Source organism: Tabrizicola sp. (assembly GCF_041919135.1).
In the GTDB taxonomy this organism is placed as follows: Bacteria; Pseudomonadota; Alphaproteobacteria; order Rhodobacterales; family Rhodobacteraceae; genus Tabrizicola.
Genome location: NZ_JAYRUJ010000004.1, coordinates 74,370 through 96,560, shown reverse-complemented (window position 1 = coordinate 96,560; position 22,191 = coordinate 74,370). Strand labels below are relative to the sequence as shown.

General features: G+C 66.6%; 25 protein-coding genes. 13 read left to right on the top strand and 12 right to left on the bottom strand.

Features of this window, described 5'->3' with window-relative positions:
• Positions 1-45 precede the first annotated feature (45 nt).
• Together ACE3UA_RS04615 and hrcA are read right to left on the bottom strand one after the other, a co-directional pair.
• Complete coding sequence (locus ACE3UA_RS04615; protein ID WP_374642998.1) at positions 46-573, bottom strand: nucleotide exchange factor GrpE; 528 nt, start codon at positions 571-573, stop codon at positions 46-48.
• A gap of 16 nt (positions 574-589) precedes the next feature.
• On the bottom strand, positions 590-1,660 hold the full coding sequence (gene hrcA, locus ACE3UA_RS04610; RefSeq protein WP_374642996.1) for a heat-inducible transcriptional repressor HrcA: 1,071 nt from the start codon (positions 1,658-1,660) through the stop codon (positions 590-592).
• Positions 1,661-1,733: 73 nt separating this feature from the next.
• Here hrcA and rph point away from each other — a divergent pair, with 73 nt between their 5' ends.
• From rph to hemW, 3 genes are read left to right on the top strand one after another with little or no spacing between them, the layout of a single operon-like run.
• Positions 1,734-2,450 (top strand): ribonuclease PH, encoded by a 717-nt coding sequence (gene rph / locus ACE3UA_RS04605; RefSeq protein ID WP_374642994.1) that lies wholly within the window; start codon positions 1,734-1,736, stop codon positions 2,448-2,450.
• Positions 2,450-3,055 (top strand): RdgB/HAM1 family non-canonical purine NTP pyrophosphatase, encoded by a 606-nt coding sequence (gene rdgB / locus ACE3UA_RS04600; RefSeq protein WP_374642992.1) that lies wholly within the window; start codon positions 2,450-2,452, stop codon positions 3,053-3,055. The genes rph and rdgB overlap by 1 nt, the downstream gene beginning before the upstream one ends.
• Entirely contained in the window at positions 3,055-4,242 is a 1,188-nt protein-coding gene (hemW, locus tag ACE3UA_RS04595) for a radical SAM family heme chaperone HemW (RefSeq protein WP_374642990.1), read from the top strand. The genes rdgB and hemW overlap by 1 nt, the downstream gene beginning before the upstream one ends.
• Here the strand turns inward: hemW and ACE3UA_RS04590 are convergent, their stop codons facing one another.
• The 7 genes from ACE3UA_RS04590 to ACE3UA_RS04560 all read right to left on the bottom strand — a co-directional run bounded on the left by ACE3UA_RS04590 (position 4,243) and on the right by ACE3UA_RS04560 (position 11,633).
• The gene (locus tag ACE3UA_RS04590) at positions 4,243-5,142 is read right to left on the bottom strand and encodes a ParB/RepB/Spo0J family partition protein (protein WP_374643229.1); all 900 of its coding nucleotides are present in this window, start codon (positions 5,140-5,142) and stop codon (positions 4,243-4,245) included.
• Positions 5,139-5,957 carry a ParA family protein gene (locus ACE3UA_RS04585; protein WP_374643227.1) on the bottom strand — a complete coding sequence of 273 codons (819 nt, stop codon included), beginning with the start codon at positions 5,955-5,957 and terminating at the stop codon, positions 5,139-5,141. Before ACE3UA_RS04585 ends, ACE3UA_RS04590 begins: the two co-directional genes overlap by 4 nt.
• A complete protein-coding gene (gene rsmG / locus ACE3UA_RS04580; RefSeq protein WP_374642988.1) occupies positions 5,938-6,564 on the bottom strand; it encodes a 16S rRNA (guanine(527)-N(7))-methyltransferase RsmG in 627 nt (208 codons plus the stop codon). The genes ACE3UA_RS04585 and rsmG overlap by 20 nt, the downstream gene beginning before the upstream one ends.
• A complete protein-coding gene (gene mnmG / locus ACE3UA_RS04575; RefSeq protein WP_374642986.1) occupies positions 6,561-8,426 on the bottom strand; it encodes a tRNA uridine-5-carboxymethylaminomethyl(34) synthesis enzyme MnmG in 1,866 nt (621 codons plus the stop codon). Before mnmG ends, rsmG begins: the two co-directional genes overlap by 4 nt.
• Before the next feature lie 12 nt (positions 8,427-8,438).
• Positions 8,439-9,725, bottom strand: a complete 1,287-nt coding sequence (gene mnmE, locus ACE3UA_RS04570) for a tRNA uridine-5-carboxymethylaminomethyl(34) synthesis GTPase MnmE (protein ID WP_374642984.1) — start codon at positions 9,723-9,725, stop codon at positions 8,439-8,441.
• Between the two features lie 13 nt (positions 9,726-9,738).
• Positions 9,739-11,010, bottom strand: a complete 1,272-nt coding sequence (gene rho / locus ACE3UA_RS04565) for a transcription termination factor Rho (RefSeq protein ID WP_374642982.1) — start codon at positions 11,008-11,010, stop codon at positions 9,739-9,741.
• A 164-nt stretch (positions 11,011-11,174) separates the two neighbouring features.
• The gene (locus ACE3UA_RS04560) at positions 11,175-11,633 is read right to left on the bottom strand and encodes a CopD family protein (RefSeq protein ID WP_374642980.1); all 459 of its coding nucleotides are present in this window, start codon (positions 11,631-11,633) and stop codon (positions 11,175-11,177) included.
• A 418-nt stretch (positions 11,634-12,051) separates the two neighbouring features.
• Here ACE3UA_RS04560 and ACE3UA_RS04555 point away from each other — a divergent pair, with 418 nt between their 5' ends.
• Genes ACE3UA_RS04555 through dnaQ form a run of 4 tightly spaced genes read left to right on the top strand, consistent with a single transcriptional unit; the run spans position 12,052 to position 14,795 of the window.
• Positions 12,052-12,645 (top strand): nucleoside triphosphate pyrophosphatase, encoded by a 594-nt coding sequence (locus ACE3UA_RS04555; RefSeq protein ID WP_374642978.1) that lies wholly within the window; start codon positions 12,052-12,054, stop codon positions 12,643-12,645.
• Positions 12,642-13,481 (top strand): shikimate dehydrogenase, encoded by an 840-nt coding sequence (locus ACE3UA_RS04550; protein ID WP_374642976.1) that lies wholly within the window; start codon positions 12,642-12,644, stop codon positions 13,479-13,481. Before ACE3UA_RS04555 ends, ACE3UA_RS04550 begins: the two co-directional genes overlap by 4 nt.
• A complete protein-coding gene (gene coaE, locus ACE3UA_RS04545) occupies positions 13,478-14,068 on the top strand; it encodes a dephospho-CoA kinase (RefSeq protein ID WP_374642974.1) in 591 nt (196 codons plus the stop codon). Before ACE3UA_RS04550 ends, coaE begins: the two co-directional genes overlap by 4 nt.
• Positions 14,061-14,795, top strand: coding sequence for a DNA polymerase III subunit epsilon (gene dnaQ / locus ACE3UA_RS04540; protein ID WP_374642972.1), 735 nt, complete (start codon positions 14,061-14,063; stop codon positions 14,793-14,795). Before coaE ends, dnaQ begins: the two co-directional genes overlap by 8 nt.
• Positions 14,796-14,799: 4 nt before the next feature.
• Here dnaQ and secB read toward each other — a convergent pair whose 3' ends face one another.
• Both secB and ACE3UA_RS04530 read right to left on the bottom strand, forming a co-directional pair.
• Positions 14,800-15,315 (bottom strand): protein-export chaperone SecB, encoded by a 516-nt coding sequence (gene secB / locus ACE3UA_RS04535; RefSeq protein WP_287866109.1) that lies wholly within the window; start codon positions 15,313-15,315, stop codon positions 14,800-14,802.
• A 54-nt stretch (positions 15,316-15,369) separates the two neighbouring features.
• Positions 15,370-15,825 carry an FxsA family protein gene (locus tag ACE3UA_RS04530; RefSeq protein ID WP_374642969.1) on the bottom strand — a complete coding sequence of 152 codons (456 nt, stop codon included), beginning with the start codon at positions 15,823-15,825 and terminating at the stop codon, positions 15,370-15,372.
• Positions 15,826-15,947: 122 nt separating this feature from the next.
• Here ACE3UA_RS04530 and ACE3UA_RS04525 point away from each other — a divergent pair, with 122 nt between their 5' ends.
• The 4 genes from ACE3UA_RS04525 (at position 15,948) to ACE3UA_RS04510 (ending at position 19,198) form a co-directional block, all read left to right on the top strand.
• Entirely contained in the window at positions 15,948-16,607 is a 660-nt protein-coding gene (locus tag ACE3UA_RS04525) for a Tim44/TimA family putative adaptor protein (RefSeq protein WP_374642967.1), read from the top strand.
• A gap of 4 nt (positions 16,608-16,611) precedes the next feature.
• Positions 16,612-17,628: a murein transglycosylase A gene (locus ACE3UA_RS04520; RefSeq protein ID WP_374642964.1), complete on the top strand. Its 1,017-nt coding sequence runs from the start codon at positions 16,612-16,614 to the stop codon at positions 17,626-17,628.
• A gap of 1 nt (position 17,629) precedes the next feature.
• The gene (locus ACE3UA_RS04515) at positions 17,630-18,214 is read left to right on the top strand and encodes a Smr/MutS family protein (protein ID WP_374642962.1); all 585 of its coding nucleotides are present in this window, start codon (positions 17,630-17,632) and stop codon (positions 18,212-18,214) included.
• A gap of 72 nt (positions 18,215-18,286) precedes the next feature.
• Positions 18,287-19,198 (top strand): SMP-30/gluconolactonase/LRE family protein, encoded by a 912-nt coding sequence (locus tag ACE3UA_RS04510; protein ID WP_374642960.1) that lies wholly within the window; start codon positions 18,287-18,289, stop codon positions 19,196-19,198.
• A 2-nt stretch (positions 19,199-19,200) separates the two neighbouring features.
• Here ACE3UA_RS04510 and ACE3UA_RS04505 read toward each other — a convergent pair whose 3' ends face one another.
• On the bottom strand, positions 19,201-20,304 hold the full coding sequence (locus ACE3UA_RS04505) for an alpha/beta hydrolase (protein WP_374642958.1): 1,104 nt from the start codon (positions 20,302-20,304) through the stop codon (positions 19,201-19,203).
• Positions 20,305-20,444: 140 nt separating this feature from the next.
• On the opposite strand from ACE3UA_RS04505, the gene ACE3UA_RS04500 reads away from it, so the two are divergent.
• On the top strand, positions 20,445-21,188 hold the full coding sequence (locus tag ACE3UA_RS04500; RefSeq protein ID WP_374642956.1) for an SDR family NAD(P)-dependent oxidoreductase: 744 nt from the start codon (positions 20,445-20,447) through the stop codon (positions 21,186-21,188).
• Positions 21,189-21,227: 39 nt separating this feature from the next.
• Positions 21,228-22,064 carry a fumarylacetoacetate hydrolase family protein gene (locus tag ACE3UA_RS04495; RefSeq protein WP_374642954.1) on the top strand — a complete coding sequence of 279 codons (837 nt, stop codon included), beginning with the start codon at positions 21,228-21,230 and terminating at the stop codon, positions 22,062-22,064.
• The last annotated feature ends 127 nt before the right edge of the window (positions 22,065-22,191 follow it).

Genomic DNA, 22,191 nt, shown 5'->3' with positions numbered 1-22,191 from the left:
CCGGGCGAGCCTACAAAAGTGCCGCCAGAGGGGAAAGCCCGCCCGTCAACCCGGAGTCGAGGAAACCCCCACCTGCGCCGGACGCAGCAGCCGGTCGTGCAGCAGGAAGCCCTCGGCCATCACCTGGATGATCTGGCCCGCCTTGGTGCCGGGCAGCGGCGCCTCGAACATCGCCTCGTGCAACTGGGGATCGAACTGGTCGCCCGCCGCCGGAGAAATCTTGGTGATGCCGTGCTTGGACATTACATTGGCCAGCTCGCGCAGGGTCAGCTCCACCCCCTCGATCAGCGCGGCGGAAGCCTGGCGGCTGTCGTCGGGGATCGCCTGCAGCGCGCGGTTCAGGTTGTCGTAGACCGGCAGCAGGTCGCGGGCCAGCCGCGTGCCGCCATACATCTCGGCTTCCTTGCGGTCACGCTCGGCCCGCTTGCGCGAATTCTCGGCATCCGCGAGGACGCGCATGAACTTGTCGCGCAATTCGTCGCGCTCGGCCCGCAGGGCCTCCACCTCGCCGGCGTCCCGGGTTTCAAACTCTTCCAACTCCACCTGCGACGAGGCGGTTTCTTCCTGCGACATCCGTCACACCCTTCTGTCAGCCCTTGCCGCGGTCCGAGACCAGGCGGCCCACCAGCTGGGCGGTGTAATCGACGATCGGGACGATCCGGCCATAGTTCAGCCGGGTCGGACCGATGACGCCCACCGCGCCGATGATCTTTCGATCAGCGTTCATATAGGGAGAAACAACCAGACTTGAACCGGAAAGTGAGAAAAGCTTGTTCTCCGATCCGATAAAAATGCGCACACCTTCGCCCGCCTCGGTCAGGTTCAGGAATTCGGCAATGTCCCGCTTGCGCTCCAGATCGTCGAACAGCACCCGGATGCGCTCGATCTCGGTCTGGTCCGAGACGCTGTCGATCAGGTTCGACCGGCCGCGCACGATCAGCCGCTCCGAGGCTTCGCCGGCATTCTCCCAAAGCGCCAGCCCGCTTTCCACCAGATCGCGGGCAAGCGAGTCGATCTCTTGCCGCCGACGGGCGATCTCGCGGGCCATGTTGGCCCGCAGTTCCGAGAGCGTCCGCCCCTCGGCCAGCGCGTTCAGGAAATTCGCCGCCTCGCGCATCGAGGATGGCGTCTGCCCCGGCGGCGGCACGAAGACCCGGTTCTCGACCTGGCCATCGGCGAAGACCAGCACCACCAGCGCCCGGTCGGCGGCCAGGCTGACGAATTCGATATGCCGGATCGCCGCCTCGCGCTTCGGGGCCAGCACCACGCTTGCCCCCCGGGTGATCACCGACAGGGCCGCGCCCACCTCGTCCAGCAGGCTGGCGACGTCCTGGTCGTTCGTCCCCAGGGTGGCGTCGATCCGCTCCTGATCCTCATGCGCGACGGTGCCCACCTCCAAGAGGCTGTCGACGAACATCCGCAGCCCCATCTGCGTCGGGATCCGCCCGGCCGAGACATGCGGGCTGTCCAGAAGGCCCAGATATTCCAGATCCTGCATCACATTCCGCACCGTCGCGGCCGAGACCTTCTCGGACAGGCTGCGCGTCAGCGTGCGCGACCCCACCGGCTCGCCCGAGGTGAGATAGCCTTCGACCACCCGGCGAAACACCTCGCGCGTGCGGTCGTTCATGTCGGAAAGGATGGCTTTCGGCGTGCTCATCGTCCTGGCAATCGGGGTTGCATCCCTGGCCTCTGGTTGCGTATGTGGCCGCATCCCAGTGAAAGGTCCGGCAATGCGTCCGTCAGGCAGGAAACTAAGCGATCTTCGGGCGGTTTCAATCGAAACCGGCGTGATGAAACATGCCGAGGGCTCGTGCCTGATCCGCATGGGCGAAACCCATGTCCTGTGCTCGGCCACGATCGAGGACAAGGCGCCGCCCTTCCTGAAGAATACCGGCCAGGGCTGGGTGACGGCGGAATACGGAATGCTGCCCCGCGCCACCAATTCGCGCACCCGGCGTGAGGCGGCGGCGGGCAAGCAATCTGGAAGAACACAAGAAATTCAACGCCTTATCGGTAGGTCGCTGCGGGCAGGCGTGGACCGTCAGGCCCTTGGCGAACGGCAGATCGTCGTGGACTGCGACGTGATCCAGGCCGATGGGGGCACCCGCTGCGCCTCGATCACCGGCGGCTGGGTCGCGCTGCGGCTGGCGGTGAACAGGCTTCTCGCCTCGGGTGTGATCGCCAGCGACCCGATCATGGATCACGTTTCCGCCGTGTCCTGCGGCATCTATGCCGGCCAGCCGGTGCTGGACCTTGACTATATCGAGGATTCGGCCGCCGGGACCGACGGCAATTTCGTGATGACCGGCGCGGGCAAGCTGGTCGAGGTGCAGATGTCAGCCGAAGGCTCGGCCTTCAGCCAGGAGGAGCTTCTGGGCCTTCTCGACCTTGCCCGGCAGGGCAATGCCGCGCTGGTGGCGGCGCAGCGGGCGGCGCTGGGGGTCTGATGCTGAAGCGCGGGGATCGCCTGCTGGTCGCCACGCACAATCGTGGCAAGCTGGAAGAGATCGCCGATCTTCTGGCCCCCTACGGCGTGACCGTCGTCGGTGCCGGAGAGCTTGGCCTGCCCGAGCCCGAGGAGACCGAGACCACATTCGTCGGCAATGCGCGCCTCAAGGCCCATGCGGCGGCGAAAGCCTCGGGCCTGGTGGCGCTGGCCGACGATTCGGGCCTTGCCGTGGATGCGCTTGGCGGCGCGCCGGGGGTCTTTACCGCCGACTGGGCCACCACGTCGAAAGGCCGCGACTTCCGGATCGGGATGGAGCGTGTCTGGCGCGAGTTGGAGGCGATCCACGCCCCCGAACCCCGCCGCGCGCAATTCTGCTGCACGCTGGTCCTCGCCGCCCCCGATGGCCGGGACCTTGTCTTTGAAGGCAAATCCCCCGGCCGCCTGGTCTGGCCCGGCCGCGGCGAGCAGGGCCACGGCTTCGACCCGATCTTCCTGCCCGACGGCCATGCCCAGACCTTTGGCGAGATGGACCGCTGGGAGAAGAACCGCCTCTCCCACCGCGCCGACGCCTTCGCCAGGCTGGTCGCGGCGCTGTTCCCCTGATGGCGGCCCCGATCTACGAGGATTGGCGTCACGCCGGCTTCGGTCTCTATCTGCACTGGCCGTTCTGCCAGTCGAAATGTCCCTACTGCGACTTCAACAGCCATGTCGCGGCGCGGGTGGACCAATCGCGCTGGCTGACCGCGTTCGAGGCCGAGATCGACCGCATCGGCGCCCTGACCCAGGGCCGCATCCTGAACAGCGTCTTCTTCGGCGGCGGCACCCCGTCGCTGATGGAGGCCGCCACCGTCCAGGGCATCCTGGACCGCGTCCGCGCCACCTGGACCCTGGCGAACGATGTCGAGATCACACTGGAGGCCAATCCCGGCTCGGTCGAGGCCGCCCGCTTCGAGGGCTACGCCAAGGCTGGCGTCAACCGGGTTTCCCTTGGGATTCAGTCGCTTGATCCCGATGACTTGCGCCGACTGGGCCGGGCGCATTCGGTCGACGAGGCGAGAGCCGCCATCGCGATTGCGCAGTCCACCTTCCAGCGCGTCTCGATCGACCTGATCTATGCCCGGCAGAACCAGACCCTTGCCGCCTGGCACGACGAGTTGAGCCGCGCCCTCGACTTCGAGACCTCGCACCTTTCGCTGTATCAGCTGACCATCGAGGACGGCACCGTCTTCGGCCAGATGCACGCGAAGAACCTCCTCCGCGGCCTGCCCGGCGAAGACCTTTCCGCCGACATGTTCGAACTGACGCAAGAGATCACGTCGCAAGCGGGCCGCCCGGCCTATGAGGTGTCGAATCACGCCCGCCCCGGCGACGAATCGCGTCACAACCTGATCTACTGGCGCATGGGCGACTATGCCGGGATCGGTCCCGGGGCGCATGGCCGGCTCACCCTCGATTCGGCGCGATTCGCCACCGAGGCCGAACGGATGCCGACCGCCTGGCTCGACCGCACCCTCATCCGCCCCGGATCGGCTGAATCACTCGCGCGGCTGGCGTCCGAGGATCGCGCCACCGAATATCTGATGTTCGCCTTGCGTCTGAAGGAAGGTGCCTCCCTGGGCCGCTTCGCCGCGCTTTCGGCCGCGCCCCTGGCCGAGGCCCGGCTGGCCGAGATGCTCGACCTCGGCCTCCTTCACCGCGACGGCGACCTCATCCGCACGACCGAAACCGGGGTAATGATGCTGAACGGCATCCTGCGCGCCCTGCTGGCGGACCGGCAGAGCGCAGGCTGATCAATCCTCATCTGGTAGCTGGGAAAGAATCCGACACAACCTGTCGAGGTCATCCAGCGAGGCATAGCGGATCGTCAGCTCTCCGCTCTCGCCCCCCGCCGCATGGTCGATCTGCACCGGCATCTTGAGATTGGCCGAAAGATCCCCCTCCAGCGCCCGCGTGTCCGCGTCCTTTTCCGGGTTTCTCCTGGCCTTGCCGGCGGCCGATCCGTCATCCCTGGCCTTGACCAGCCGTTCCGTCTCGCGCACCGATAGTCCCTTGGCGACGATCTGCGCGGCAAGCTCCGCCGCCTTGGGATGCCCGATCAGCGCCCGCGCGTGACCCGCCGAAAGCGCCCCGTCGCGCACCATGTCCTGCACCTCCGGCGGCAGGCTCAGCAGGCGCAGAAGGTTCGCCACATGGCTCCGGCTCCGGCTCAGCGCCTCGGCCAGCTTCTCCTGCGTATGGCCGAATCGGGTCATCAACTGGCGGAAGCCGAGCGCCTCCTCGATGGCGTTCAGGTCGGCGCGCTGGATGTTCTCGATGATCGCGACTTCCAGCACTTCGGTATCGCTAAGGTCCCGGACCACAACGGGAACTTCGTGCAGTTGCGCCAGCTGCGCCGCCCGCCAGCGCCGCTCGCCGGCCACGATCTCATAGGCGTCCCGGCCGGGCTTCCGCCGCACGATCAGCGGCTGGATCACGCCCTTCTGCCGGATCGAATCAGCCAGGCTCTCAAGCTCCTCCTGCTTGAAATCCAGGCGCGGCTGCTGCGGATTGGGCTCCAGCTTGTCCACCGGCAGATGCAATTCCGCCTTCCGCGGCGCCTGGATCTGATCCGGCCCCGCCAGGTGCACATCCGCCATCAGCGCCGACAACCCGCGCCCAAGCCCGCGCTTTTCAGTCTTCGTCATGGTCAGGCCTCTGCTGTTGCGGGAGTCTTGCGGCGATCGGCGATTTCCCTGGCCAGGGCCCTGTAGGCCTCGGCACCCTTGGAGGCCGGGTCGTAGCTCAGCACGGGCAAGGCATGGGACGGCGCCTCGCTGATTCGCACATTGCGCGGGATCGTGGTCCGCATGACCAGCTCCCCCATGTTCGCGCGCGCATCCGCCTCGACCTGCGCGGTCAACCTGTTGCGGCGGTCATGCATGGTCAACACAATACCTTCGATCCGCAGGTCCGGATTCGCCGAGCGGCGCACGTCGCGAATCGTCAGCATCAACTGCGACAACCCCTCAAGCGCGAAGAACTCGCATTGCAGGGGGACAAGGACCGAATCGCTTGCGACCAAGGCGTTGATGGTCAGCAGGCTGAGGGCCGGGGGGCAATCGATCAGGATGTAGTCGAAGCCATAGCCGTCGATTTCCGGCCGGTGCAGCGCATCGTGCAACAGGTAGCTGCGCCGTTCGTTGGACACGATTTCCAGGTCCGCCGAGGACAGATCCGCATTCGCCGGAATGATGGAGATCTGGTCCATCGACGTCGGCATGACCACATCTTGTAGGGTTGCGCCATCGACTATCAAGTCGTAGCTCGTTTGCTTCCGATCATCGGGGCGAATCCCCATGCCGGTGGAAGAGTTTCCTTGCGGATCTATGTCCACCAGAAGCACGCGCTTTCCCAGTTCCGCAAGGCCTGCGGCCAGATTGATCGCAGTCGTCGTCTTGCCGACTCCGCCCTTCTGATTGGCTAGGGCAAGGATATGCGGTTTCGCTTCAGGCTTGGGCGGCACGATGTATGTTCCTGATCACGAGAATCGCCGCACCTGGATCGGAGCAGCTCGGCTTGATTTCGACGTTGAAGGCCCAGATGGACCGGGCCTCTGCCAATTCCTCATTGTAACGCGCGCCTTTGGGGAAAATAGCGACGCCCTCGGGCCGAAGATGCGTGCTGGCGTGGGACAGCAGGTCAGAAAGCGGCGACAGAGCGCGCGCCGACAGGACATCTGCCGCCTGTGGCGGAATCGATTCGATTCGCTTGTCGAGAACCGTGAAATCCAGTCCGAACTGTTGTGCGGCCTGCCGAAGAAACGTCGCCTTGCGCTTGTCGGATTCGACAAGCGTCACTCGCAACTCCGGCGCCAGTTCGCGCGCCAGAATCGCGATAACGATTCCCGGAAAACCGCCGCCCGACCCGAGGTCCAGCCAGTTTTTCGTCCCGGTTGGCAAATGCTGGAAGATTTGGGCCGAATCGCAAATATGGCGCTGCCAGATCTCGGAAACTGTCGACTTGCTCACGAGATTGATCGCTGTCGTCCACTTTCGGACGAGCATTTCGAAATCCAGAAGGCTCTGGACTGTTTCACGTGAAACATCGATCCCGGGAAGGCCCACAGCTGTCATGCCCGAACAGGCTCCGCCTTCGGTTTGCGCAGATGGGCGAGAATCAGGACGAGAGCCGCGGGCGTGACGCCTTCGATTCGCGAGGCCTGCAGAATCGTTTCCGGGCGAACGCGCATCAGTTTCAGCCGAAGTTCAGTCGAAAGTCCCGAAATGACGCTGTAATCGAAGGACTCGGGGATCACCTGCGTTTCCTGCCGGCGCAAGTCCGAGACTTCCCGCGCCTGCCGATCCGCATATTGATCGTACATCGAATCAATCTGAAGCTGTTCCAGGATCTCCGCCGGCACAGTTCCGAACACATCCGCTACCCCAGCCAACGCACCGAGATCCGCGCCGGGCAAAGCCAGCGCCTCATAGGCATTCCGCTTGTTCCCATCGCGGCTGATGTTCACCCCCGCCTCTGCAAGCACTTTCGCACCGACCATCACGGCGGAAAGCGCATCGCGACTTGTTTCAAGAGCTTCCCGCTTCGACAGGAAAGCGGCGCGGCGGGCGTCGCCTACGCAGCCCGCCGCGATGCCTAGGGGAGTCAGCCGGCGATCCGCATTGTCCGCCCGGACAGTCAGCCGGAATTCGGCCCGAGAGGTGAACATCCGATACGGTTCGGTAACGCCGCGGGAGATGAGATCGTCAAGCATCACCCCGATATAGCTGTCGGTGCGGCTGAATTCGATCGGGTCCATACCCCTTGATGCTGCGGCGGCATTCAGGCCCGCCACAAGACCTTGTGCCCCTGCCTCCTCGTAGCCCGTTGTCCCGTTGATCTGGCCGGCGAAGTACAGGCCCTTCACCGCACGGGTTTCCAGGGTACGGTACAGCCCGCGCGGATCGAAGTAATCGTACTCGATCGCATAGCCCGGTTGCAGGATCTCGGTCCGCTCAAGGCCGGGAATGGTCCGGATATAGGCAGACTGCACCTCCTCGGGCAGAGAGGTCGACAGGCCGTTCGGATAGACGGTGTGGTCGTCCAGACCCTCGGGTTCCAGGAAGACCTGATGCGAGGTCTTCTCGGCAAAGCGCACGACCTTGTCCTCGATCGAGGGGCAATAGCGCGGACCCACGCCTTCGATATGCCCCCCATACATTGCGGATCGGGAGAGGTTGTCCCGCACGATCTGGTGAGTCGCCTCGGAAGTATGCGTGATGCCGCAGGAAATCTGCGGCGCTTCCGGCACCCGGTTCAGGAAGGAAAACACCGCCGGAACCTCGTCCCCGGCCTGGCGTTCAAGCCGCGACCATTCGATCGTGCGACCGTCCAGCCGCGGCGGGGTGCCGGTCTTCAGCCGCCCGACCGGCAAGGCCAGTTCGGCCAGTTGCGCTGCCAGCAGGCGCGAGGGCGAATCCCCCATCCGTCCGCCCGACATCCGCCGGTCGCCGATATGGATCACCCCGTTCAGGAACGTCCCGGCCGTCAGCACGATCCGGTTCGAGGCCAACTCCAGGCCGGACGCCAGCACGACTCCGGCAACAGCGTCGCCGGCCAGACGGAAGCCCGCCACTTCGCCCTCGATCACCTCCAGCCCCGGCGTCGCCAGCAGTTCGGCCCGCATCGCATCCCGATAGAGGCGCCGGTCGATCTGCGCGCGCGGCCCCTGCACGGCCGGGCCTTTCCGCCGGTTCAGCAAGCGGAACTGGATGCCTGCCCGGTCCGCCATCCGTCCCATCAGACCGTCCAGCGCATCGATCTCGCGCACCAGGTGCCCCTTGCCCAGGCCTCCGATCGCCGGATTGCAGGACATCGCGCCCAAAGTCTCGATCCGCAGCGTCACTAGTGCCGTGGACACGCCCATCCGGGCCGCTACTGCTGCCGCTTCGGCGCCTGCATGGCCGCCGCCGATCACGATGACATCGTAGTGTTTCACGTGGAACAATCCCTACTTGCCGATGCAGAAGCTGGCGAAGATCTCGCCGAGGAGGTCGTCGACATCCACGCGCCCGACCAGCGCGTCCAGCGCGCGGACAGCCTGCCGCAGATGCTCCGCCGCCAATTCGACGCGCGAGTCATCTCTTACCACTTCCGCCCGTGACTCGGCCAGAGCGGCAATCGCGGTAGTAACAGCCACGCGATGCCGCTCGCGCACCAAAGCGCCGGCGGAACCGACGCGTTGGCCCAGGATTTTGCCGATCCGGGCCATCAGTTCCGGCACTCCGGCCCCCGTCTTTCCCGAAACAGACAGTTCAGTCCCACCGGATCTTGTGTCGGATTTTCCCAGAACCACAAGATCATCGCCAGACGGCTCCAGCCCCGGCAGGCCGGATCCGTCCGTCAGAAACAGGCGCAAATCCGCCGCTTCCGCCCTTGCAAGTGCCCGGTCGATCCCCGCCTGCTCCAGCCGATCCTCGGTTTCCCGCAGGCCCGCAGTGTCGAGGAAGGTCACCGGCAATCCGGCGATCTCCATCCGGACCTCGATCACATCCCGCGTCGTCCCGGCGATTTCGGAGGTGATCGCCGCCTCGCGCCCCGCAAGCTGGTTCAACAGCGTCGACTTGCCCGCATTGGGCGCGCCGACAATCGCCACCTCGAACCCGTCGCGGATGCGTTCGGCGGCAGCAACCCCCGCCGCCTCGCGCCCCAGGTCCGCCATCAGCCGGTCGATCAGCGCCAGCACTTCGGGCGAGACATCCACCGGCACGTCCTCATCGGCAAAGTCGATGGTCGCCTCCAAGAGCGCCCCCGCCCGGATCAGGTCACGCCGCCAGCCCTCGACCTTCTGGCCCACCGACCCCGACAGCACTCGCACCGCTTGCCGCCGCTGCGCCTCGGTCTCGGCATCGATCAGATCGGCGAGGCCCTCGACCTGCGCCAGGTCCAGGACGCCATTTTCCAGCGCGCGGCGGGTGAACTCGCCCGGTTCGGCCAGCCGCAGCCCCGGTTGCTCGGCCAGGGCCCGCAGCACCGCGCCAACGACCGCCGGGCCGCCGTGACAGTGCAGCTCCACCACCGCCTCGCCGGTAAAGCTTGCCCCTTCGGCAAAGGACAGCACCAAAGCCTCGTCCAGCAGCTCGCCGCCCCAGGTCAGCCGTCGCAAGCCAGCCATACGCGGCTCTGGCAAACGACCGCACAGGGTCGCCCCGGCCGCGAAGGCCAGAGGGCCCGAGATCCGCACGACGGCGAGGCCCGACCGACCCCGCGCCGTGGCGAGGGCATAGATCGTGTCCATCGCCGCCCCGCCGTCAGGTGTTCATCGAATCGAAGAATTCGGCGTTGGTCTTGGTCTGCTTCAGCTTCGAGATCAGGAACTCGATCGCATCCGTGGTGCCCATCGGGTTCAGGATGCGGCGCAGCACATAGGTCTTCTGCAGGTCGGTCTTGTCGACCAGCAGGTCCTCTTTCCTTGTGCCGGACTTGAGGATGTCCATCGCCGGGAATACCCGCTTGTCGGCCACTTTCCGGTCCAGCACGATCTCGCTGTTACCCGTGCCCTTGAATTCCTCGAAGATCACCTCGTCCATCCGGCTGCCGGTGTCGATCAGCGCGGTCGCGATGATGGTCAGCGACCCGCCCTCCTCGATGTTCCGGGCCGCGCCGAAGAAGCGTTTCGGGCGTTGCAGGGCGTTCGCGTCCACGCCGCCGGTCAGAACCTTGCCACTGGACGGGACCACGGTATTGAACGCCCGCCCCAGCCGGGTGATCGAGTCGAGCAGGATCACCACGTCACGCTTGTGTTCGACCAGACGCTTGGCCTTCTCAATCACCATCTCGGCCACCGCGACGTGCCGCGTCGCCGGTTCGTCGAAGGTCGAGGACACGACCTCGCCCTTCACCGACCGCTGCATGTCGGTCACTTCCTCGGGGCGTTCGTCGATCAGCAGGACGATCAGATAGCATTCCGGGTGGTTGGTCGCGATGGAATGCGCGATGTTCTGGAGGAGAACCGTCTTGCCGGTGCGCGGCGGCGCCACGATCAGCCCGCGCTGGCCCTTGCCGATCGGCGAGACCAGGTCGATGATCCGCGCCGAGCGGTCCTTGATCGTCGGATCCTCGACCTCCATCTTCAGCCGCTCGTCGGGATAAAGCGGCGTGAGGTTGTCGAAGTGAACCTTGTGCTTGGCCTTCTCCGGGTCGTCGAAATTGATCTTCGTCGCCTTCACCAGGCTGAAATAGCGCTCGTTCTCGGACGGGGCCTTGATCACCCCTTCGATGGAATCCCCGGTCCGAAGCGAGAACTGGCGGATCATCTCGGGCGAGACATAGATGTCATCCGGGCCGGGCAGATAGTTGGCCTCGGGCGAGCGCAGGAAGCCGAAGCCGTCCTGCAGCACCTCCAGCACGCCGTCGCCGCCGATCTCCCAGCCTTCCTCGGCATGTTCCTTCAAGAGCGAGAACATCATCTCGCCCTTGCGCATGCTGGGCGCGTTCTCGATCTCCCATTCCTCGGCCATGGCCAGAAGATCGGCCGGGGTCTTGGCCTTGAGTTGCGCGAGGTTCAAGCGTTCGACGGACATGGACAGACCTTTGGCGGATCGGCCCGGAAAGGGGCGGATCGTCGCAAGTTGGGGACGGGAGATGCCTTGGGCCGGACAGCCCTGCGAAGCCGCACCTAATGCGCGGGGCCGCAAAAGTCAATCAATCAGAACCGGCAATCAGAACCGGCAATCAGAACTGGCAATCAGAACCGGGTGATGACCGAGAAGACGATGATGATCATCAGGACGGTCGGCACTTCGTTCATCATCCGGTAGGTTCGCCCGCTGCGGGTGTTGGTTCCCTTGGCAAACTCCCTGCGCCTGGCGGACAGCCAGCCGTGGAACCAGCTCATCGCCAGCACCGCGCCCGCCTTCACCCAGGGCCAGGTGAAGGACCAGTCCACCACGCCGGGGGTGAACACCAGCGCCAGCCCGAAGGTCCAGGTCGCCACCATCGCCGGGTTGATGATCGCGCGCAGCAACCGCCGTTCCATGGTCTGGAACATCCGGTCAGTCGCCGAACCCGGCTCCACCTGCTCCACATGGTAGACGTAGAGCCGGGGCAGGTAGAACATCCCCGCCATCCAGGCGATCACCGAGATGACATGCAGCGACTTCGTGACCAGGTACCAGTCGGCCAGAAAATCCGTGATCCAGTCCATCGCTGCCTTCCCGTTCCTTGCGGCCCTCCTTCTATAAAGAAAAGAGTAAAGAAGGAATGTTGATGATGCAGGGCCTGTGCAGAACGGGATTACCGGACCGATCCCCGGCTTCATCCACAGGGACGAGGTTGGGGACAAGATCGGTGAAAGCCCCGGCTTTCGGGCATAACGGGAAGGAAAACCGTTCAGTCATAACATGTTGCGGAATTTTCAGGGCGTCAGATCATCCACAGGGGCACGGCGCCGAGGCCACAGGCACAACCTGTTTTCCGCAAGCGCGTGGCAATCCCCTGCACAGCGGGATATCTCTGGCCCGGGCGGCCCGGACTGCGACAGAAGCCCACAGGCGGCCCGCCTGCATCCCTTTCACCCCCGTCGAGGGCCCAGGAACAAACCGCGGATATCCACAGGATCCTCCATGCATCTGATCCTCGCCTCCACCTCGCCCACCCGGCTGCAGATGCTTCGCGCCGCCGGGCTTGCGGTCGAAGCCGTCGCCCCCCGCGTCGATGAGACGGCGATCCGCGACGCGCTGGTGGCAGAGGGGGCGCATCCGCGCGACATCGCCGATGCGCTGGCCGAGATGAAGGCGCGCAAGGTGGCCGAGAAACGGCCCGAGGCCGTGGTCCTTGGCTGCGACCAGATCCTCGCGCTGGACCGCGAGACCTTCGCCAAGCCCGAAACGCCGCAGGATGCCCGCAACCAGCTGCTCCGCCTGCGCGGAAGGTCGCACAAGCTCCTCTCCGCCATCGTGGCCTATAAGAAGGGCGAGCCCGTCTGGCGCCACGTGGCCGAGGCGCGGCTGACCATGCATGCCTTCAGCGACGCCTATCTCGACGACTACCTGGCCCGGAACTGGGAGAGCATCCGCCACTCGGTCGGCTGCTACAAGATCGAGGAGGAAGGCGTCCGGCTGTTTTCCGCCATTTCCGGCGACCATTTCACCATTCTCGGCCTGCCGCTGCTGCCCCTGTTGGCTTGGGCGGGAACAAAGGGCATGATCGCCAGATGACAGACCATCCCCGCATCCCGCTTGCCGCCGTCATCGGCCACCCCGTCGCCCACAGCCGCAGCCCAGCCCTGCACAGCTACTGGTTGAAACGCTATGGTCTGCCGGGCCATTACATCCCGATCGACATCGCCCCCACCGACCTGGCCGAGCTGATCCGCACCCTGCCCCGCCTCGGCTTTGTCGGCGCGAACATCACGATCCCGCACAAGGAGGCGATCCTGCATATCGCCGACATCGTGACCGACCGTGCCGCGCTGATCGGGGCGGCGAACACGCTGATCTTCCGCAAGGACGGCAAGATCCAGGCCGACAACACCGATGGATCGGGCTTCATCGCCAACCTGCGGCAGAACGCGCCGAACTGGGCCCCCGCCGCCGGTCCCGCCATGGTGCTGGGCGCGGGCGGTGCCGCGCGCGCCGTCGTCGCCGCGCTGATCGAGGTCGGCGTCCCGGAGATCCGCATCTGCAACCGCACCCGCCCCCGCGCCGATGCGCTGCGCTCGGATTTCGGGGCCAAGGTGCAGGTGCATGAATGGGTGCAGGCCGGGAATCTTCTGGGCGACGTGGCGACACTGGTCAACACCACCTCGCTTGGCATGACCGGCAAGCCGGATTTCCGCGTGCCGCTGGACGGGCTGAACCCCCGCGCGCTGGTCACCGATCTGGTCTATACGCCGCTGCAGACCCAGCTTCTGATCGAGGCCGAGGCGCGCGGCTGCACCACGGTCGACGGGCTGGGGATGCTTCTGCACCAGGCGGTCCCGGCTTTCGAACGCTGGTTCGGCGTCCGCCCCGAGGTCGACGAGGCCACCCGCAAGGCCGTGCTGGCCGCATGAGCTTCAAGCTGGGCCTTACCGGCGGGATCGGCATGGGCAAGTCCACGACCGCGCAGATGTTCGCGGCCGAGGGGATTCCGGTCTGGGATGCCGACGCCGCCGTCCATCGGCTTTACGGCGCCGGGCAGCCGGCCGTGCGGGCCATCGCCGCGCTGTTCCCGCAGGCGATCGAGGCCGGCGCCGTCAACCGTCCCCGCCTGCGCCAGATCATCCAGGCCGACCCTTCCGCGCTGGACCGGATCAACGCCGCCGTGCATCCGCTGGTGGCGCAGGACCGCGCGCGGTTTCTTGAAACCCATCGCGACGCCCCCATCGTCCTGCTGGACGTTCCGTTGCTGTTCGAGATCGGTCTCGACACCGCCTGCGACGGGGTGGCCGTGGTCTCGGTCCCGCCCGAGGTCCAGCGTGAGCGCGTTCTGGCGCGTGGCACCTCCGAGGCGGATTTCCGGCTGATCCTGTCGCGCCAGATGCCCGATGCCGAGAAACGCGCGCGGGCCGACTACATCATTCCCACCACCAGCCTTGCATCCGCCCAAGCGGCGGTGAAAGAGGTGCTGGCAGCCATCCGGGGGGCCAAAGATGCGTGAAATCGTCCTCGACACCGAAACCACCGGGTTTGAACCCTCGGAAGGCCACCGCATCGTCGAAATCGGCGCGGTCGAGCTTTTCAACCACCTGCCCACCGGCCGGACCTGGCACCAGTACATCAACCCCGAACGCGGCATGCCGCGCGAGGCGTTCGAGGTGCATGGCATCGGCCACGACATCCTTGAAATCCCCGGCCAGCCGGTCCCCGGCGGCGTCACCCTGCGCGACAAGCCGGTCTTTGCCCGCATCGGCCGCGCCTTCCTGGATTTCGTCGGCGAGGCGCAGCTGGTGATCCACAACGCCGCCTTCGACATGAAATTCCTGAACTTCGAGCTGGAACGCTGCGGCCTGCCGGGCCTGCCCTTCGCGCGCGCCACCGATACGCTGATGATGGCGCGGACCAAGTTCCCCGGCTCGCCCGCCTCGCTGGATGCGTTGTGCCGCCGCTTCGGGGTGGACAATACCATGCGCGAGAAGCACGGCGCGCTGCTCGACAGCGAGATCCTGGCCGAGGTCTATCTTGAGCTTATCGGCGGCCGCCAGCCCGATCTGGTGCTGGGCAGCGCGATGCCGGCCGTCAACCGGGGTCAGGGCGGCGATACCGGCTGGCGCCCCCGTCCCCGCCCGGTGCCGCTGCCCCCCCGGATCACGCCCGAGGAGATCGCGGCGCATGAGGCGATGGTCGCAAGGCTGGGCGATGCGGCCATCTGGAAGAAACCGGCCTGAAGCCTCAGTTCACCTTGTCCGGCGCCTGGGCCTGGGCACGCCGCGCCAGCTCCTGGCGATACAGGGACAGGAAATCCACCTGGTCCACGTTCAACGCCGGGAAGCCGCCGTCGCGCGTCACGTCCGAGATGATCCGGCGCACGAAGGGGAACAGCATGCGCGGGCATTCGATCAGCAGGAAGGGATGCAGCTGCTCGTCCGCGACGCCCTCGATCAGGAAGGTGCCACCGTATTCCAGTTCAAGCAGGAACAGCGTGTCGCCATTGGCCTTGTTCTTCGAGGTCACCTTGAACTTGGTGATCACCTCGAACTGGTTCGCTGCCGGCCGCTTGCGCGCGTCCAGGCTGACGGCGACCTGAATGTCGGGCTGGACCTCGCCCGCGCTCAGGCCCTTCTGGACGACGACATTCTCGAACGACAGGTCGCGCACATATTGCGCCAGCACCTGCATGCGGACCTGTTGCGGCTGGGCCGGCGCGGCGGCGCCGTTGCCGTTTTCTGCCGGGGTTTCTTCGGCCATTCCTGATACTCCTTCGCGGGACTGCCGCGTTCCTATCAGGTCAGGCCCGCGCCCTCAATGCCGCGTCCATTGCGAGGGCGGGGCCGAGGAATTGCCCTGACCGGGGAGCGGAACCTCATGCCATTCGCCCTCGATCACCGTGGACTGCACCACCATCCCGCGCTTGGCCAGCCTGCGCCCGACCAGTCGGATCACCAGCGTCCGCAGCGGCGGAATCAGCACCAGGATGCCCAGAGCATCGGTGAAGAAGCCCGGCAGCAGCAGAAGACCCCCGGCCATCACCACCATCACCCGATGTGCGATCGGCGACAGCGGATCGGCCAGTTCCTGCATGTCGCGGCCCAGCGTGACCGAGCCCGTGGTCGCGATCCCCTTCAGCACCACCAGCCCCAGCGCGGCCGAGACCAGCGCCCAGGCCAGCGTCGCCCACAGTCCGATCGCCCCGCCCAGGGTCACGAAAAGCCCGATCTCGATCAGCGGAACGGCAAGAATTGCCAGCAGAACCCACATCTCACTCACCCTCTTGCCGATCTGGCCGGTCGCCTGTGGTAGACTTCGCCCATGCCCGCCCCTACATAGGGTCAAGCAGTGCAAAATCCAAACGGAACTAACAAGCCTTCAGAGGTCAACGCATGAACGGGTCCCTGATCCAACTCCTGGTCCTTGCCGGGATCGCGATCTTTCTCATCCTCAAGCTGCGCTCGGTCCTGGGCACCCGTGACGGTTTCGAGAAACCCCCCGTCCCGCTGGAAGACGTGAAACCCCGCGTGCGCCGCGACTTCGAGGTGATCGAGGGCGGCCCCGACCGCGACATCACCGACCACGTCCCCGAAGGCTCGGACAGCGCCCGCGCCCTGGCCGAGATGAAGCGGGCCGAACCCTCCTTCGTCGTGCGTCCCTTCCTGGAAGGCGCGCGCGGGGCCTACGAGATGATCCTGATGGCCTTCGAGAAGGGCGAGCTTGACCGCATTCGCCCCTTCCTCTCGGATGACGTCGAGGCCAGCTTTGCCGAAGCCATCGCCCAGCGTGAGGCCGAGGGCCTGACAGTCGAGGCCAGTTTCGTCGGCATGAAGGAACTGGAACTGCAGGAGGCGACCTTCGACAAGGCCAGCGGCTTCGCCGAAATCTCGGTCCGTTTCGTCGGCGAACAGACCTATGTCGTGCGCAACAAGGCCGGCGAGATCGTCGAGGGCTCTCCGCGCGAGATCAAGAAGTCGCGCGACATCTGGACCTTCGCCCGCAAGATGGGTTCGGACGACCCGAACTGGCAGCTGGTCGCGACCGGCGACTGATGCGATGCGGGCGCGCCTTGGCATCCTTGCGGCGGCCCTGATGGCCGCCCAGCCCGCTCCGGCCGAGATGCTGGATTTCGACGCGCTGGACGGCTGGTATGACGACAACCATGTCGAGGCCCTGGCCAGTTTCCTGCGCACCTGCGACCTGATCGACGATCCCGACTGGACGCCGGTCTGCGCCCTGGCCGCCGATGTGCCGCGGGACGACGCCTCGGCGCGCAGCTTCTTCGAGCTGTTCTTCAAGCCGGTCGTCGTCGGCGATCCCCCCGCCCTCTTTACCGGTTATTTCGAGCCCGAGCTTGACGGCTCGCCGGTGCCGACCGGCCGCTTCCGCTTTCCGCTCTATCGTCGTCCGCCCGAATTGCAGGACGGCATGGCCTATCACACCCGCGCCGCGATCGAGGGCGGGGCCATCGCCGGGCGCGGGCTGGAGCTTGCCTGGCTGGACGACGCGGTGGACGTCTATTTCCTGCAGGTCCAGGGCTCGGGCCGGATCCGGATGACCGACGGCACGGTGATGCGCGTGGGCTATGCCGGGTCGAACGGCCATTCCTACCGCTCGGTCGGGCAGGAAATGGTCCGGCGCGGCACGCATACGCTGGACCAGGTCTCGGCGCAGGAGATCGCGGCCCATGTCCGCGCGGAACCGACTGCGGGGCGCGCCTTGCTGGACACCAATCCGTCCTACGTCTTCTTCCGCAAGATCGGCACGCTTGATCCGAAGGACGGCCCGATCGGCGCGATGGGCCGGTCGATCACCACGCTCCGCTCCATCGCCATCGACCCGCGCTATACCCCCCTCGGCGCGCCGGTCTGGATCGAGAAGGACGGCCGCAACCCGATCCGCAGCCTGATGGTCGCGCAGGATACCGGCGGCGCGATCAAGGGGATGCAGCGCGCCGACATCTTCTACGGCACCGGGGCCGGGGCCGGGAATGCGGCCGGAACGATCCGGGACGGCGGACGGATGGTCCTCCTTCTTCCCATCGACCGCGCCTTCGCCATGCTGGACCAGTGACATGGCCCGCCGCCGCCACCTGACGCCCGAGGAGGCCGACCTCTGGCGCAGCGTCGCCAGCACCGCGCGCCCGATGCATGCTGCCCCCCGGCTTTTGCCCGAACCGGCCGAGCCGCCGCCCGCGCCCGAACCCCTGCAGCACGCGCGGCCCTGCCTTTCGCCCTTCGCGCTGGGCGAAAAGACCCGCCTGCCCGAGCGCCGCGACCTTGCGCCCACCCTGCCCCAGCTTCTCGCGCCGCTGCAGATGGACGCCCGCACCCATGGCAGGATGACCCGCGGCAAGCTTGCCCCCGAGGCGCGGATCGACCTGCATGGCCTGACGCTCTCCGAGGCGCACCCCGAGCTGATCCGCTTCATCCTGAACGCCCAGTCGCAGGGGATGCGGCTGGTCCTCGTCATCACCGGCAAGGGGAAGCAGCGCGAGGATCTGGGCCCGATCCCGCAACGCACGGGCGCGCTGCGCCATCAGGTCCCGCACTGGCTGCGCCTGCCGCCCCTTGGCCCGGCGGTGCTTCAGGTCAGCGAGGCGCATCTGAAACACGGCGGCTCGGGCGCCTATTACGTCTACCTCCGCCGCCGGGGCTGATCGCCGAAGGATCGGCCTCGGGGCTGTTCAACCCTCGCATCTGCCCTATGCTGCATGCAAAGGGGCAAGCCCATGACCTACCAGATCGACGACCCCCGCTTTCGCGACCTGATCATCGGCTCGGCCCGGCTGGACCAGCTCGCCACCGGCTGCCGCTGGGCCGAGGGGCCGGTCTGGTTCGCCGACCAGTCCTGCCTGTTGTTTTCGGACATCCCCAACCAGCGCATCCTGCGCTGGTCGCAGGACGCGGACGGAGGGCCGGGCGCCGTCACCACCTTCCGCCAGCCCTCCGGTTTTGCCAACGGCCAGACCCGCGACCGGCAGGGCCGGCTTGTCACCTGCCAGCACGGCAGCCGCAGCGTGACCCGGACCGAGATCGACGGCAGCGTCACCACCCTTGCCGACAGCTATCAGGGCCGCCGCCTGAACTCGCCCAATGACGTGATCGTGGATTCGCACGGCGCGATCTGGTTCACCGACCCGACCTACGGCGTCCGCTCGGACTACGAGGGCCACCACGCCGAGCCGGAACAACCCGTGCGCGGCCTCTATCGCCTTGGCCCCACCGGCCAGCTTGACTGCGTGGCCGGAGATTTCCTGCAACCGAACGGCCTTTGTCTCTCTCCGGACGAGCGGATCCTCTACGTTGCCGACAGCGGCAGCAGCCCGCAGCACGAGACGCCGCGCCATATCCTCGCCTTCGACCTGGCCGAGGGGAAGCTTTCCAACCAGCGCGTCTTTGCCCGGATCGACGCCGGCGTCCCGGACGGGATCCGGGTCGATGTCCAGGGCAATCTCTGGTCCTCGGCCGCCGACGGGGTGCATTGCTTCGCCCCCGACGGCACCCGCCTTGGCAAGATCCTGGTGCCCGAGACGGTGGCGAACCTTGCCTTCGGCGGCGCGCGGCGGAACCGGCTTTTCCTGACCGCCACCACCTCGCTTTATGCCGTCTACCTGGCCACCAACGGCGCCCAGCGGCCATAGACCTAGCGCCGCGCCTCGCCCAGTTCGCCGATCGGGGCCAGGATCACCTCGGTCGCGTTGCGCACCGTCAGGACCAGCCCCGGAAGCAGGCCGACCCGCGACCGGGCATCGGCCCGGAACGCCTCGTCTATCCCCACCAGACCCGCGAACAGGCTGAGAAGCGCGGCATTCTCGCCCAGGTTCAGATGCCCGTCCCCGGTATTGTAGGCCGCCGTGTCGAGGTAGATGATCTTCTGGTCCGCGATTGCCGAGACATTCTCCAGATTGCCCAGGCGCTCGCCCGTGCCCGAAAGGGTCGCCGAAAGCCCCAGAACCCGGTCGCGGGAATTGCCGAAGACCAGGAAGGGCTCGGGCAACTTGCCGATGTCCTTGGCCTGGCTGCGGAACACGTCCAGATCCAGGTCGGGCGAGATCAGGATCACCCCCGCCACCCGGTCCAGCGCGGTGGAGTGCTTGCGCAGGGCCATCTGCCGCAGCGTCTCCATCGTCAGGGCCGCGCCCATCGAATGTGCGACGATGACGATGTCCTTGACGCCCGCCGCCGCCACCTCGTCCAGCAGGTCCTCGAACCCGCTGCGGGCATACAGCATCGAGTCGCGGTCGTAGACATAGCCCAGCGCCGACCCGCGCGAGGGCCAGGCGTAATGCACCGCCACGCCCGGCACCTTCAGGTCATGGTGCATCTGCGCCACCCGGTAGACGCCCTCGGCCATCCGGGTGTTGAACCCGTGCACATAGACCACGGCGCTGGTCTGCTTGCGCAGGCGCATCGCCTCGCGCAGGCTGTTGCGAAAGGAATCCGATCCGTCGAACAGCAGCGCGTTCTGGGTCAGGAAGTGTTTCGCCACGTCGGGCTTGCCCATCGTGGGCGGCCAGGTCAGTTCTCCCGGATCGCGGTCCACCGGGATCGCGATGTCATAGCGCAGGAAATGCGCATCGTCCGAGCGTTCGCGGCCAAAGCCGCCCGCGTCACCCGCCTTGCGCGTCGTGCCGACGAAGATCGCCTCGGTTCCCTCGACCTTCGCCCCCTCGGGGACCGAGGCAAAATTGCCTCTCGGCGCACAGGCCGCCAGGGCCATGACCACCACCAGGATAATGCGCCGCACGTCGTGCCCCCCGCCGTTGCCCGGGGACGATCCTCGCCCCCGGACGCCAAGGCTTCAACCCCCTGACGGGCCGGTCGGTTCCGCCTTGCCCTTCGGGCGCGGGACGGCCACCCTTGGTTGCACAGCAAGCGGAGGACCCCATGACCCTTTCCGGCAAGACCGCCCTTGTCACCGGCGGCAATCGCGGTATCGGCCTCGCCACCGTCCGCGCCCTGGCCATGGCCGGGGCCAGCGTCCACTTCACCACCCGCAGCGCCGCCAACCTTGCCGCCGCCCGGCGCGAGCTTGGCCCCCTCGCCGCCACCGGCCATGTCGCCAACATGACCGACCGGCTTGCGATGACCACGCTGTTCGAGCAGCCCTTCGATATCCTGGTCAACAACGCCGCCGTGATCGGCCCCATCGGCCGCATCCTGGATGTTCAGGTCGAGGATTGGGCGACGAACATCGACACCAACCTCACCGCCGCCTTCCATGTCGTGCAGCTGGCGCTGCGCCACATGGTCGCCAATGGCGGCGGCACCATCGTCAACCTCTCCTCCGGCGCCGCCCATCGCCCCCAGGAAGGCTGGAGCGCCTATTGCGCCGGCAAGGCGGGCCTCGCCATGCTGACCCGCTCGGTCCATCTGGAATATGGCGCAGAGGGCATCCGCATCTTCGGCTTTGCGCCGGGGGTGGTGGATACCGACATGCAGGGCACGATCCGGGCCTCGGGGATCAACCCGGTCTCGAAACTGCCGCGCGCCAGCCTTGCCCCGGCGGAAGAACCGGCCCGCGCCATCGCCTGGCTCTGCACCCCGGCCGCCGATGCGCTGGCCGGGCAGGAACTCGACGTCCGCTCGCCCGAGCTTCGCGCCGCCGCCGGGCTTCCACCCTTGGCGTAAGGCGGCTAGCATGTCGGCAAAACCAACAGGGATCATCAGATGAAACTTCTCCGCTACGGGCCGCAGGGCCAGGAAAAACCCGGCCTCATCGATGCCGAAGGCGCGATCCGCGACCTTTCGGCCCATGTGCCCGACCTTGCCGGATCCGCGCTGGGCGACCTTGGCCGTCTTGCCGGCATCGACCCCGAAAGCCTGCCCCTCGTCCCCGGCACCCCGCGCATCGGCCCCTGCGTCGCGGGCACCGGCAAGTTCATCTGCATCGGCCTGAACTACGCCGACCACGCCGCCGAAAGCGGCCTCAAGGTCCCGCCCGAGCCGGTGGTCTTCCTCAAGGCCACCTCGGCCATCTGCGGCCCGGACGATCCGATCCTGATCCCCCGCGGATCGGAAAAGACCGACTGGGAGGTCGAGCTTGGCATCGTCATCGGCAAGCCCGGCAAATACCTGACCGAGGCGCAGGCGCTGGATCATGTCGCGGGCTATTGCGTCGTCAACGACGTCTCGGAACGCGCCTTCCAGACCGAACGCTCGGGCCAGTGGACCAAGGGCAAAAGCTGCGACAACTTCGGCCAGACCGGCCCCTGGCTCGTCACCCCCGACGAGGTGCCGGACCCGCAGGCCCTGGACATGTGGCTGAAGGTCAACGGCGAGACGATGCAGAGCGGCTCGACCCGGACCATGGTCTATGGGGTGGCCTTCCTCGTCTCCTACCTCTCGCAGTTCTTCACCCTGCACTCCGGCGACATCATCTCGACCGGCACCCCGCCCGGCGTCGGCATGGGGAAGAAGCCGCCGCGCTACCTCAAGGCCGGGGATGTGGTGGAACTCGGGATCGCGGGGCTGGGCACCCAGCGCCAGACCTGCCTGCAGGACTGACCCGGCCCGTCGGGGTTGTCCGGACCCCGGCACCGCCCCGGCCTGTCGCCCAATGTCCGATCGGAAGCACATGACACCGCAGATCGTCCCCGCCGCCATGCCCCGCGACCGCCGCGCGGCGCTTGCC

Bases quoted from the DNA above. Each gene is read 5' to 3' on its own strand.
- ACE3UA_RS04615 (WP_374642998.1), bottom strand. From the start codon at position 573: ATGTCGCAGGAAGAAACCGCCTCGTCGCAGGTGGAGTTGGAAGAGTTT.
- hrcA (WP_374642996.1), bottom strand. From the start codon at position 1,660: ATGAGCACGCCGAAAGCCATCCTTTCCGACATGAACGACCGCACGCGC.
- rph (WP_374642994.1), top strand. From the start codon at position 1,734: ATGCGTCCGTCAGGCAGGAAACTAAGCGATCTTCGGGCGGTTTCAATC.
- rdgB (WP_374642992.1), top strand. From the start codon at position 2,450: ATGCTGAAGCGCGGGGATCGCCTGCTGGTCGCCACGCACAATCGTGGC.
- hemW (WP_374642990.1), top strand. From the start codon at position 3,055: ATGGCGGCCCCGATCTACGAGGATTGGCGTCACGCCGGCTTCGGTCTC.
- rsmG (WP_374642988.1), bottom strand. From the start codon at position 6,564: ATGACAGCTGTGGGCCTTCCCGGGATCGATGTTTCACGTGAAACAGTC.
- mnmE (WP_374642984.1), bottom strand. From the start codon at position 9,725: ATGGACACGATCTATGCCCTCGCCACGGCGCGGGGTCGGTCGGGCCTC.
- rho (WP_374642982.1), bottom strand. From the start codon at position 11,010: ATGTCCGTCGAACGCTTGAACCTCGCGCAACTCAAGGCCAAGACCCCG.
- ACE3UA_RS04560 (WP_374642980.1), bottom strand. From the start codon at position 11,633: ATGGACTGGATCACGGATTTTCTGGCCGACTGGTACCTGGTCACGAAG.
- ACE3UA_RS04555 (WP_374642978.1), top strand. From the start codon at position 12,052: ATGCATCTGATCCTCGCCTCCACCTCGCCCACCCGGCTGCAGATGCTT.
- ACE3UA_RS04550 (WP_374642976.1), top strand. From the start codon at position 12,642: ATGACAGACCATCCCCGCATCCCGCTTGCCGCCGTCATCGGCCACCCC.
- coaE (WP_374642974.1), top strand. From the start codon at position 13,478: ATGAGCTTCAAGCTGGGCCTTACCGGCGGGATCGGCATGGGCAAGTCC.
- dnaQ (WP_374642972.1), top strand. From the start codon at position 14,061: ATGCGTGAAATCGTCCTCGACACCGAAACCACCGGGTTTGAACCCTCG.
- secB (WP_287866109.1), bottom strand. From the start codon at position 15,315: ATGGCCGAAGAAACCCCGGCAGAAAACGGCAACGGCGCCGCCGCGCCG.
- ACE3UA_RS04530 (WP_374642969.1), bottom strand. From the start codon at position 15,825: ATGTGGGTTCTGCTGGCAATTCTTGCCGTTCCGCTGATCGAGATCGGG.
- ACE3UA_RS04525 (WP_374642967.1), top strand. From the start codon at position 15,948: ATGAACGGGTCCCTGATCCAACTCCTGGTCCTTGCCGGGATCGCGATC.
- ACE3UA_RS04520 (WP_374642964.1), top strand. From the start codon at position 16,612: ATGCGGGCGCGCCTTGGCATCCTTGCGGCGGCCCTGATGGCCGCCCAG.
- ACE3UA_RS04515 (WP_374642962.1), top strand. From the start codon at position 17,630: ATGGCCCGCCGCCGCCACCTGACGCCCGAGGAGGCCGACCTCTGGCGC.
- ACE3UA_RS04510 (WP_374642960.1), top strand. From the start codon at position 18,287: ATGACCTACCAGATCGACGACCCCCGCTTTCGCGACCTGATCATCGGC.
- ACE3UA_RS04500 (WP_374642956.1), top strand. From the start codon at position 20,445: ATGACCCTTTCCGGCAAGACCGCCCTTGTCACCGGCGGCAATCGCGGT.
- ACE3UA_RS04495 (WP_374642954.1), top strand. From the start codon at position 21,228: ATGAAACTTCTCCGCTACGGGCCGCAGGGCCAGGAAAAACCCGGCCTC.